Source organism: Pseudomonas sp. GD04015, from assembly GCF_029837675.1.
GTDB classification, from domain to species: domain Bacteria; phylum Pseudomonadota; class Gammaproteobacteria; order Pseudomonadales; family Pseudomonadaceae; genus Aquipseudomonas; species Aquipseudomonas paralcaligenes.
Genome location: NZ_JAOEEE010000018.1, coordinates 83,246 through 93,868, shown reverse-complemented (window position 1 = coordinate 93,868; position 10,623 = coordinate 83,246). Strand labels below are relative to the sequence as shown.

The 10,623-nt window shown below is 67.7% G+C and carries 14 protein-coding genes; 5 read left to right on the top strand and 9 right to left on the bottom strand.

Going from position 1 to position 10,623, the window contains the following annotated elements:
* A partial coding sequence (locus N7640_RS16190; RefSeq protein WP_279906211.1) for an Mpo1-like protein occupies positions 1 to 292 on the bottom strand: 292 nt, incomplete at its 3' end.
* Positions 293 to 420: 128 nt separating this feature from the next.
* Between N7640_RS16190 and N7640_RS16185 the strand changes: the two genes are divergently transcribed.
* Positions 421 to 1,425, top strand: coding sequence for an AraC family transcriptional regulator (locus N7640_RS16185; protein ID WP_279905618.1), 1,005 nt, complete (start codon positions 421 to 423; stop codon positions 1,423 to 1,425).
* Positions 1,426 to 1,596: 171 nt separating this feature from the next.
* Here the strand turns inward: N7640_RS16185 and N7640_RS16180 are convergent, their stop codons facing one another.
* On the bottom strand, positions 1,597 to 3,051 hold the full coding sequence (locus tag N7640_RS16180; protein ID WP_220812812.1) for a TrkH family potassium uptake protein: 1,455 nt from the start codon (positions 3,049 to 3,051) through the stop codon (positions 1,597 to 1,599).
* Positions 3,052 to 3,261: 210 nt separating this feature from the next.
* Between N7640_RS16180 and N7640_RS16175 the strand changes: the two genes are divergently transcribed.
* A complete protein-coding gene (locus tag N7640_RS16175) occupies positions 3,262 to 3,621 on the top strand; it encodes a YkgJ family cysteine cluster protein (protein ID WP_220812813.1) in 360 nt (119 codons plus the stop codon).
* A 220-nt stretch (positions 3,622 to 3,841) separates the two neighbouring features.
* Positions 3,842 to 4,399, top strand: a complete 558-nt coding sequence (locus tag N7640_RS16170) for an NAD(P)H nitroreductase (RefSeq protein WP_279905617.1) — start codon at positions 3,842 to 3,844, stop codon at positions 4,397 to 4,399.
* 24 nt (positions 4,400 to 4,423) lie between these two features.
* Here N7640_RS16170 and N7640_RS16165 read toward each other — a convergent pair whose 3' ends face one another.
* The 7 genes from N7640_RS16165 to N7640_RS16135 all read right to left on the bottom strand — a co-directional run bounded on the left by N7640_RS16165 (position 4,424) and on the right by N7640_RS16135 (position 8,971).
* The gene (locus tag N7640_RS16165; RefSeq protein ID WP_279905615.1) at positions 4,424 to 4,990 is read right to left on the bottom strand and encodes an SMI1/KNR4 family protein; all 567 of its coding nucleotides are present in this window, start codon (positions 4,988 to 4,990) and stop codon (positions 4,424 to 4,426) included.
* A 9-nt stretch (positions 4,991 to 4,999) separates the two neighbouring features.
* Positions 5,000 to 6,325 carry a HAMP domain-containing sensor histidine kinase gene (locus N7640_RS16160; protein WP_279905614.1) on the bottom strand — a complete coding sequence of 442 codons (1,326 nt, stop codon included), beginning with the start codon at positions 6,323 to 6,325 and terminating at the stop codon, positions 5,000 to 5,002.
* A gap of 60 nt (positions 6,326 to 6,385) precedes the next feature.
* Positions 6,386 to 6,829: a Spy/CpxP family protein refolding chaperone gene (locus tag N7640_RS16155; RefSeq protein ID WP_279905613.1), complete on the bottom strand. Its 444-nt coding sequence runs from the start codon at positions 6,827 to 6,829 to the stop codon at positions 6,386 to 6,388.
* A gap of 104 nt (positions 6,830 to 6,933) precedes the next feature.
* Entirely contained in the window at positions 6,934 to 7,611 is a 678-nt protein-coding gene (locus tag N7640_RS16150) for a response regulator transcription factor (RefSeq protein WP_279905624.1), read from the bottom strand.
* Positions 7,612 to 7,625: 14 nt separating this feature from the next.
* Positions 7,626 to 8,027 carry a translation initiation factor 2 gene (locus N7640_RS16145; RefSeq protein WP_279905612.1) on the bottom strand — a complete coding sequence of 134 codons (402 nt, stop codon included), beginning with the start codon at positions 8,025 to 8,027 and terminating at the stop codon, positions 7,626 to 7,628.
* Between the two features lie 52 nt (positions 8,028 to 8,079).
* Entirely contained in the window at positions 8,080 to 8,379 is a 300-nt protein-coding gene (locus N7640_RS16140) for a YciI family protein (RefSeq protein WP_220812819.1), read from the bottom strand.
* Position 8,380: 1 nt separating this feature from the next.
* Entirely contained in the window at positions 8,381 to 8,971 is a 591-nt protein-coding gene (locus tag N7640_RS16135; protein ID WP_279905609.1) for a septation protein A, read from the bottom strand.
* Positions 8,972 to 9,036: 65 nt separating this feature from the next.
* On the opposite strand from N7640_RS16135, the gene N7640_RS16130 reads away from it, so the two are divergent.
* The gene (locus N7640_RS16130; RefSeq protein WP_279905607.1) at positions 9,037 to 9,897 is read left to right on the top strand and encodes a PHP domain-containing protein; all 861 of its coding nucleotides are present in this window, start codon (positions 9,037 to 9,039) and stop codon (positions 9,895 to 9,897) included.
* Positions 9,898 to 9,910: 13 nt separating this feature from the next.
* A complete protein-coding gene (locus N7640_RS16125) occupies positions 9,911 to 10,543 on the top strand; it encodes an L-threonylcarbamoyladenylate synthase (protein ID WP_220812822.1) in 633 nt (210 codons plus the stop codon).
* The last annotated feature ends 80 nt before the right edge of the window (positions 10,544 to 10,623 follow it).

Sequence of the window (10,623 nt, the reverse complement as noted above, 5' to 3'; positions counted from 1 at the left end):
CGTCCTTGAGCATCACCCAGTCGCCCATGAGGCTGTACAGCGGGTACTTGAAGGTGGCCGGCTTGTTCTTCTCGAAGACGAAGTGGCCGACCCAGGCGAAGCCATAGCCGGCCAGCGGCATGGCCAGCAGCCAGAGCCATTGCTGGGTGACCACGGCGTAGGCGAGGATGCCCAGCACCAGAAGGCTGCCGACATAATGCAGGCGGCGGCACACGTCGTTGCTGTGTTCCTGCAGGTAGTAGGGATAGAACTCGGCGAAGCTGTTGAAGCGGGCGGTGGTTTCAGCGCTCATGGCATACCTCCTGTCATTGTTGGACAACAGTCTAACCAGGCTGTCTTCCGCGGCCAGTGACATACAGGGCCAGTTTAGTATCCTCATGGCGCCAAAGCGTGCTTAGCCATATAAGAACAGAACCACCGATGAGCGAACGTACTACTTCTTCCAGCTGGGCCTCCAGCATCGTCCAGGCGCTGGAACTGGAGGGTCTCGATTGCCGTGCGCTGTTCGCCCGGCTGGGGCTGGACTACGCCGCGCTGGATGACCCGGAGGCGCGCTTCCCGCAGGACGACATGACCCGCCTGTGGCACCTGGCGGTGGATGTCTCGGGCAACCCGGCCATCGGCCTGAACATGGCGCGCCTGTCGGTGCGTCCGACCGCCTTCCACGTGGTGGGCTACGCGTTGATGTCCAGCCGCAACCTGCGGGAAGGCTTCAATCGCCTGGTGCGCTACCAGCGAATCATTGCCGAGGGCTCCGACCTGAGCTTCCACGTGCGCCCGGATGGCTACGAGCTGACCCTGGCGATCCACGGTGACCGCCTGCCTGCCGCCAGGCAGAGCTGCGAGGCCTCGCTGGCCCATACCCTGACCTTCTGCCGCTGGCTGACCGGCAAGCCGATGACCCCGCGCCAGGTCAGCTTCCAGGGACCGCCGCCGGAGCGCCTGGAGCTGTACCGCGAGGTGTTCCAGACGCCGCTGCGCTTCAACGCCGAGCACTACGGCCTGCTGTTCGACCGCGCCGACCTGGACGCGCCGCTGCCGTCCGCCAACGAGGCGCTGGCGCAACTGCACGACCGTTTCGCCGGCGAATACCTGGCGCGCTTCTCCGAGAGCCGCGTGACCCACCAGGTGCGCCAGGTGCTGTGCCGCCTGCTGCCCCAGGGCGAGCCCAAGCGCGAGGCGGTGGCCCAGGCGCTGCTGCTGTCCGAGCGCACCCTGCAGCGCCGTCTGCAGGAGGAAGGCACCAGCTACCAGCAACTGCTCGACGACACCCGCCGCGAACTGGCCGAGCAGTACCTGGCCCAGCCCAACCTCACCCTGCTGGAAATCGCCTACCTGCTCGGCTTCGCCGACCCCAGCAACTTCTTCCGCGCCTTCCGCCGCTGGTTCGACGCCACCCCCGGAGAATACAGGGCGCGCTTGTGAGGGTTGGCAAAGAGGCTCGGTTCGGTGTGCAAAGCGGGGCAAAGCGTAGCGAGCAGATTCGCTGGCTAGGCGCCCCGCAGCGAAGGGCGAGACATAGCGTCTGCTAGGCGAGCCCTGAGCGAGGACGCAACGACGCCAGCGGATCGCGCAGTAGCTTTGCCGCGCTTCGCATCAGTGGCGCCAGAAGGCGGGGAAGAGCAACACCAGCACCGTGAGGATCTCCAGCCTGCCCAGCAGCATCCCGGCGCTGAGCAGCCACTTGGCCGTGTCCGGCAGGCTGGCGTAGGTGCCGGCCGGGCCGATCACCGGGCCCATGCCGGGGCCCACGCCCGACACCGTGCTGGCCGCGCCGGACAGCGCGGTGATCCAGTCCAGCCCGCACAGGCTGAGGGCCAGGGCCAGGGCGGCGATGGTGATGGTGAAGAAAAAGGAGAAGGCCAGGATCGAGCGGACGATGTCCTCGTCGAGGCGGTGGCGGTTGTACTGCTGCTTGATCACCGCGCGCGGGTGGACCAGCTGCATCAGGTTGGCCTTGAGCAGGATGAAGGCGACCTGGAAACGGAACACCTTGAGGCCGCCGGCGGTGGAGCCGGAGCAGCCGCCGATGAAACCGAGGTAGAAGAACAGCATGGTCGAGAAGCCACCCCACAGGCTGTAGTCGCCGAGGGCGAAGCCCGTGGTGGTCATGATCGACGTGGTGTTCACCGCCACGTGGCGCAGGGCCTCCAGCCAGTGCAGCTGGGTGGTCAGGGTGTACCAGGTGGCCAGCGCCACCCAGCTGCCGAGCAGGACGAAGATGAAGCCGCGCACCTGTTCGTCACGGATCAGCGCCCGGACGTTGCCGCGCAGCGCCGAGACGTAGAGCACGAACGGCAGGCTGCCGCAGATCATCACCACCACCGCCACCCAGTGCACGGCTGGCTGCTGCCACTTGGCCAGGGAGGCGTCCGAGGTGGAGAAGCCGCCGGTGGAGATGGCGGACATCGCGTGGTTGACGGCGTCGAACAGGTTCATCCCGGCCAGCCAGAAGCCCAGCACGGCCAGCGCGCTGAGGCCGACGTAGGCCACCACCATGTACTTGGCGACCATGTGCGAGCGCGGCATGACCTTGTCCGAACGGTCCGAGGACTCGGTCTGGAACAGGCGCATGCCGCCGATGCGCAGCATCGGCAGGATCGCCACGGCCATCGCGATGAAGCCGATGCCGCCGAGCCAGTGCAGCATCGAGCGCCAGATCAGGATGCCCGGCGACATGTCGTCGAGGCCGATGAAGATGGTGGCGCCGGTCGCGGTGATGCCGGACATGCTCTCGAAATACGCGTCCGTGAAGCTGGCGTGCTGGGTGAAGATGAAGGGCAGGGTGGCGAAGACCGACACCAGCACCCAGCTGGAGACGGTCAGCATGTACATGTCGCGGGGGCGCAGCTGGCCGTGCTGCGGGCGGCCCTGGGCGACCATCGAGATGCCGGCGACGAAGGTGATCAGGCTGGACCAGAGGAAGGCGTCGATGCTCTGGGGCTGCTTGAACACCAGCAGCGTGGCCACGGGAACCAGCATGCTGACGGCCAGGGTGACCAGGAAGATGCCGTTGATGAAAGCGAGGATGCGTAGGGTGGGCAGAGACATCGGGTTCCTTTCCGCGCTGCGGTACCGTCGATTCTAGAGCAGGCGAGGGCGCGCGGGGTGGGGCGGGTGCCGGTTGCGCATGGGCGCGCCATTCTACCTTGGCGTCAGGCTCTGTAAATCCATTCCTGGGGGGCTTCACAGCGATCGGCGGATTCATAGAATAGACACCCGATCGCCGGCCATGTCCGGTTTCTTCGTGCCCTCCCCATCATGTCCGAAAACAACCCCTGCCTCACTTGCGGCGCCTGCTGCGCGCATTTCCGTGTGTCTTTCTTCTGGGGCGAGTGCCGCTCCGCCGGCGGCAGCGTGCCGGACGAACTGGTCGAACAGGTCGGCCCGCACCATGTGGCCATGCTCGGCACCACCGCCAAGCCGGCGCGTTGCGTCGGGCTGCTCGGCGACGTGGGCTGCGGCACGCGCTGCAGTCTCTACGAGAAGCGCTCCAGCACCTGTCGGGAATTCACCGCCAGTTGGCAGGATGGCCAGCACAACGCCCACTGCGATGCCGCGCGGGCGGCCTACGGGCTGCCGCCCCTGACCCCGCCGCTGATGCCCGAACAGGTGGCCTGACACTTCGCCAGCCGTCGCGGTCGCTTCTAAGAGCCTATTCAAAATCTGCTGTGCGTCGGCTCTGCTGCGTTAAAAACAGGCTCGGAATGCTCATTTACACCAGTAAACTCCGCTTCCTCGCCTGTTTTTGCCTTGCATAGCGCTAGCTCGCGAGATTTTGAACAGACTCTAAGCGTCAACAGACCCTAGAATGGCGGCCTGTTCCTACCGGGAGAAGGCCATGCAAGCCCTCGATCTGCTGCTCAACCGCGTTTCCGTCGGCCGCCTGCTGGCACCTGCGCCCGATGCAGCCCAGCGCGAGCTGATGTTCCGCGCCGCCCTGCGCGCGCCCGACCACGGACAATTGCGCCCCTGGCGTTTCCTGACCGTGGAAGGCGAGGCGCGGGTGCGGCTCGGTGAGCTGTACGCGGAGGCGCTGGCCGCCGACCCGGCGACCCGGCCCGAGGCGCTGGACAAGGCACGCGCCATGCCCCTGCGCGCGCCGCTGGTGGTGGTGGTGATCGCACGCCTCAGCGAGCACCCCAAGGTGCCGCAGGAAGAGCAGGTGCTATCCGCCGGCTGCGCCGTCCACAGCCTGTTGCTGGCGGCCCAGGCGCTGGGCTTCGGCGGCATCTGGCGCACCGGCGACCTGGCCCACCATCCTCATGTGCTGCGCGGCCTGGGGCTGGCCGCCAACGAGAAGATCGTCGGCTTCCTTTACCTCGGCAGCTTCGAGGGCGCGAGGCGTGTCCCGCCGGCCCTGGAGCCCGGCGATTTCGTCAGCGCCTGGCAGGGCTGAACCGACCGCGCGAGCGGCAGACGCTCAAAGCTCGTCCAGAGGGGCGAGCAGGAACTCCTCGCGGTCTTCATCGATGCTGGCCGCCGCCGCCCGCAGGTATTCGGCGAAGCTCGGCGCGATCCAGCTCATCTTGTCGGGGTCGTGGACATAGGCGATCACCTGTCCCGCCTGCCCCCTAGGGCCGGGATGGTTGTCGACCAGCAGCACGATGTCGCCGTAGAAGCTCGCGAACGGCAGCCAGCCCCGCTCCCACCAGTGGCCCGTCAGGCGTTCGTCTGTGCTGGCCGGGCCTGCCAGGTCCCACATGCGCTGGGCGCGCGCCTGCATGCTGCGTGCCTGGTCGAGGGCCTGTGGCGGGGTGAGGAAATCCAGCGAGTCGATGAAGCCCGGGCGCTGGAACAAAGGCTGCGGGCAGTCCGCACTGCTGCCCCGGGTCATGCGCCAGAGCGCGGCGAGGTCCGGCTCCACGGGGCCGAGTTCTTGCTGGACAGCAGCCAACTCCTGTTCCGAGGCCGGCGGCATGAGTTCGAACGGCAGTTCGAATGCCTCGTACACGGCGCGCAGGTGGGCGAGATACTGGTCGGGGCTCATGAGGATGTCCTATTGGTCGGCCGCCAGTGGCAGCGCCAGGGTAGCGATGAAACCACCGTCCGGATGATTGCCCAATAATAGCTGTCCATCGTGACGCTCCGCGGCGCGGCGGGCGATGGCCAGCCCCAGGCCATGCCCGGGCGCCGCCTGGTTGGGGGCGCGGAAGAACGGCTCGCCCAGGTGCTCCAGCAGCTCCGGGGGGACGCCAGGGCCGTGGTCGCGGATGGCGATCAGCAACTGGCCCTCGTGACGTTTGACGTCCACCTCGATGGGCCGGTCCGGCGGAGAGAAGCGCAGGGCGTTGCGCAGCAGGTTGTCCAGGGCGCGGGCGAGCATGTCAGGCCAACCCGAGAGCGCGAAGGGATGCTCGTCCATGTGGACCTGCAGCGTCTGCTCGGGCGCGGCCAGGGCGGTGTCGGCCTGCAACTGGTCGAGCAACTGGCGCAGGTCGATCGGCCGTGCCGCGCCGGGGTCGGCGTCCAGGCGCGCCAGGGCGAGGATTTCGCCGATCAGGGCTTCCAGACGATCGCATTCCTGGGAGAGGCGCCCCCACAGTTGCTCGCGCTGGGACGGCTCGGCTCGTTCCGCCAATGCCAGCGCCACGCGCAAGCGCGCCAGCGGCGAGCGCAGTTCGTGGGAAACGTCGCGCAGCAGCTGGCGCTGGCTGCCGATCAGGTCCTGCAGGCGCGAGCCCATGCGGTTGAAGTCACGGGCCAGCAGGCCGAGCTCGTCGCCGCGCTTGGCGAGGCGTTCCAGGCTGTGCTGCTGGTAGGCGGTCTGCCCCAGGTCATGCACGGCGCCACGCAGGCGACCGAGCGGGCGGGTGATGGAGAGCGTCAGCAGCACGCTGATGGCGGTCAGTACGACTAGGGCGATGCCGAAGGCGCTGAATGGCCAGAACAGGCTGGCGCGATGCCACTCCATCAGTTCGGGATGGGGGATGCGGTAGATGAACAGGTAGGTCTCGCCGTTCGGGCTGATGTATTCCTCGGTCAGGCGCCGCCAGGGCAGGCGCTTGTCGTTGCGCTGGCGTGCCTCGTAGGCGGCGGCGCGGGCCGGGAAGGTGCCGCTCACCAGGTTCTGGCCGTTGTCGTCCAGCACCTGGGTATCGATGTGGAAGCGCTTCTTGCGTTGCTCCAGGAAGCGCTGGGCGGCTTCGGCGCCCTGTTCCTCGAATTTCTGTGACCAGCGCTCGGCGAGATTGTCCAGCGCGGGGTGATGGGCCAGTACCCATGCGTCCTGGTTCAGGGCCCGGCTGAGCAGCAGGGACAAGCCCGACACCAGGGCGACGGCCAGCCAGAAGCTGGCGAAGATGCGCCAGAACATCGAACGCATGGAGACGCCTCGATAAAAGAAGAACCCGGCGGTTGGCCGGGTCCATGGGCAGGTCGGATATTACTCGGCCTTCTTGGCTTTCTCCGCTTTCCAGGCCTCGAATTCCTGGCGCTCGGCCCGGCGCTTTTCCATCTCGGCCTTGTGCGCGTCGAAGGTCTTCTGCTGCTCGGGCGTCAGGATGGCGCGGATGGCCTTCTGATGTTCCAGGCGGCTGTTCTCCAGCTCCTTCTTCATGGCGTCCTGCTCGGCCTTGGGCAGCTTGTCCAGGTACTTGCGGGTGATCTCGCGCGGCGCATCGCGCTGTTCGCGCATCAGCTTGCCGATCTGCTGGCGCTGTTCGGCGCTGAGGTCGAGGTCCTTGAACGGACGCTTGCCGTGCTCGCGGTGTTCGCCGTGCATGCCTCTTTCACAGCCGCCGTGTTTGCCCGGAGCGCCGTCGGGCATGGCCAGGGCGATGGCCGGCAGGCTGGCGGCCAGCAGCAGGGCGGTAAGAGTCTTGCGCATGGGTATCTCCTTCTCTGGGCCGGTGGATTACCGGATGAGCTCAGTCTAGGGAGGGCAAGGTCAGGCGCGGTCAGCGGAGGGTAAAGGCTGGGTAAAGCCGGTGTTCAGGGGGCGTAGTAGTAGCCGCGGCTGCGCAGGGCCACGATGCGCGGGCGGCCGTCCGGGTGCGGGCCGAGCTTCTTGCGCAGGTTGCTGACATGCATGTCCAGGCTGCGGTCGTACAGGGTCAGCTTGCGGCCCAGCGCCAGCCGGGCCAGGGTCTGCTTGTCCACCGGCTCGCCGGGTTGTTGCAGCAGGGCTTCGAGGATGCGGCCTTCGGACAGGGTCAGGCTGATCTCATGCTCGCCGAGGCAGGCCACCCCGCGTTGCGGGCTGTAGCTGATGTCGCCCAGTTCCAGTCGCGATGGCGTGGCCACCGGCAGGCTGCGGCGCAGCACGGCGCGCAGGCGGGCGGTCAGTTCGCGGGGGTCGCAGGGCTTGGCCAGGTAGTCGTCGGCACCCAGCTCCAGCCCGAGGATGCGGTCCAGCGGTTCGCCTCGGGCCGAGAGCATCAGCACCGGCAGGTCGGCGTGGTCGCTGCGCAGCTGCTTGAGCAGTTCCAGGCCGCTGCCGTCGGGCAGCATCACGTCGAGGATCACCGCCGCCGGCGTCTGCTCGGCCAGCGCCGCGCGGGCGCTGACGCCGTCGTGGCTGGCGCGCACGGCGAAGCCTTCCTGGTGCAGCCAGCTGGCCAGCAGCTCGCAGAGTTCGCGATCGTCGTCGATCAGCAGCAGGTCGGTCATGGCGGCGCTCACGTTCAGGCCCATTCGCTGCGGCGCCGGCCGCGTCCGGCGGCGCTCAGGCGGCCGACGATGAAGGCGATCAGGGCGGTGCCGGCGCCGATGGCGAACCACAGCTGCTGCTCGCTGAGCAGGCGCGGCGGCTGTTCGGCCTGGGCCTGCTTGAGCTGCAGCTTGAGGCGCTGGTTGTCCTGGCGCAGGCGGCCGATCTGCGCGGTCTCGCGCTCGCCGGAGGCGGCCTGGGCTTCCACGAGCAGGCGCTGGCTCTCCGTCAGTTCCCGTTGCAGCGCGGCGATCTGTTCGGCGCCGTCGGTGGGTGTGGAAACCCCGGGTGCTGCCGAGAGTTGGGATTCTTCGGCATGCAGCGCGGGCGCCGCGCAGAGAACGACGAGCAGCAGGTAGAACGTGCCTTGGCGCATGGGGAACTCCGGTTTCCGAAAGGTGCGAATGGACCCGCGTCGGCTCGTTGGATCAGGGCAGTACCCGCTTGAACGGCTTGACCACCACGCTGGCGTAGACGCCGGCTGCGCGGTAGGGGTCGGCGTCGGCCCAGCTCTGCGCCGCGCCCAGCGATTCGAACTCGGCAACGATCAGGCTGCCGGAGAAGCCGGCCGGGCCGGGATCGTTGCTGTCCACCGCCGGGTGGGGGCCGGCCAGCACCAGGCGGCCCTCGGCCTTCAGCTGCTCCAGGCGCGCCAGGTGGGCCGGACGGCTGGCCAGGCGTTTTTCCAGGGACTCGGGGGCATCGCTGGCAATGATGGCGTAGAGCATGTCAGTCCTTGCTTTGCTGCGGGGTTTCGTCGTGGATGTGGCGGGCCAGGTAGATGCCCTGGGCGATCAGGAAAATCACCGTCATGCCGAGGCTGCCGAAAACTTTGAAGTCGACCCAGATGTCATGAAAGGTGAAGGCCACGAACAGGTTGGCGCAGCCGCTGAAGACGAAGAAGGCGATCCAGGCCAGGTTGAGGCGGGTCCAGACCTGCTGCGGCAGGCTCACGGCGTGGCCCATGATGCGCTGGATCAGCACCTTGTCACCGATGAAGTGGCTGCCGGCGAAGCCGAGGGCGAACAGCCAGTTGACCACCGGCGCCTTCCACTTGAGGAAGGTCTCGCTGTGGAAGGCCAGGGTCAGGCTGCCGAACACCAGGCAGGCCAGCAGGGTCAGCCACTGGCTCTTCTCCAGTTTGCGCTGGAGGACGAACAGGGTGCCGTAGACCAGCAGGGAGCTGATGATCAGCACGGCGGTGGCGCTGAAGATGCCGCCCAGCTCGACGCTGTGGCCGGCCAGTTCGACGGTGCGGGGATCGAGCTTGTAGACGATGAAGAAGAGGATGAGCGGGATGAAATCGATGAATTGTTTCACGGCGGCAGCCAGAAGCGGGATGTGGCGGCATAATAACAAACAACCTCATTAACGAAAGACGCCGCATGAAGGTCGACCTGCACTGCCACAGCACCGCCTCGGACGGCGTACTCGCGCCGTCCGTGCTGGTCGAGCGCGCCCACGCCCGGGGCGTCGAGGTGCTGGCGCTGACCGACCACGACACCCTCGAGGGGCTGGCCGAGGCGCGGCGCACGGCGGACGGGCTGGGCCTGCGCCTGATCAACGGCATCGAGCTGTCCTGCACCTGGGGCGGGGCGACCATCCATGTGCTCGGCTACGACTTCGCCGCCGACGCGCCGGCCCTGTGCCGGACCATCGAGGACCTGCACCAGGGCCGCTGGCTGCGCGCCGAGGAAATCTCCCACCGGCTGGCCGCCAAGGGCATGGCCGGCGCCCTCGAAGGCGCCCGCGAGGTGCAGCAGGGCCTGGGCGACAGCGGCAACGCGCCGGCGCGGCCGCACTTCGCCGAATTCCTGGTGCGCGCCGGCCATGTGCGCGACCACGCCGAGGCGTTCCGCAAGTGGCTGGGCTCGGGCAAGCTGGGCGACGTGAAGCAGCACTGGCCGAGCCTGGAGCAGACGGTCGGCACGCTCGCGGACTCTGGGGCCTGGATCAGCCTGGCGCACCCCTGGCAGTACGACTTCACCCGCAGCAAGCGGCGCCGCCTGGTGGCCGACTTCATCGCCGCCGGCGGCCACGCGCTGGAGGTGGTCAACGGCCTGCAGCCGGCCGAGCAGGTCGGCGGCCTGGCCATCCTGGCCCGCGAGTTCGGCATGCTGGCCTCCGTCGGCAGCGATTTCCACGCCCCTGGCGACTGGTCGGAGCTCGGCATGTACCGTCCGCTGCCGGAAGACCTGTCTCCTCTATGGGAGCGCTTCGATCATGCACGCGCTGTTACCGCCTGAGCAGGGAGAGTTCATGAGCCAGTTCTTCCAGGTCCACCCGGAAAACCCGCAACCGCGCCTGATCAAGCAGGCGGTGGAAATCCTCCGCGGCGGCGGGGTGATCGTCTACCCGACCGATTCCTCCTACGCCATCGGCTGCCTGATCGGCGACAAGGGCGCGGTGGAGCGCATCCGCCGCCTGCGCCAGCTGGACGACAAGCACAACTTCACCCTGGTGTGCAGCGACCTGTCGCAGATCGGCCTGTTCGCCAAGGTCGACACCGGCGCCTTCCGCATGCTCAAGGCCCACACGCCCGGGCCCTACACCTTCATCCTCAACGCCACCCGCGAGGTGCCGCGCATGCTGCTGCACCCCAAGCGCCGCACCATCGGCCTGCGGGTGCCGGCCCATCCCATCGCCCTGGCCCTGGCCGAGCAGCTCGGCGAGCCGCTGATGAGCGTGAGCCTGATCCTGCCGGGCGAAGAGCTGCCGATGAGCGATCCCTACGAGATGCGCCAGATCCTCGAACACCAGGTCGACCTGGTGATCGACGGCGGCTACGGCGGCCTGGAGGCCTCCACCGTGGTCAACCTGGCCGATGGCGAGCCCGAGGTATTCCGCGTCGGCTGTGGCGATCCGACGCCGTTCCAGAAGGATGAGGCGTGAGCGAGCAGGTCGACAGCCAGGCGAACGCCCAGCAGGAGCTGCCGTTCGCCCTCGTCTACGGCCAGGCCGTCACCGAGCTG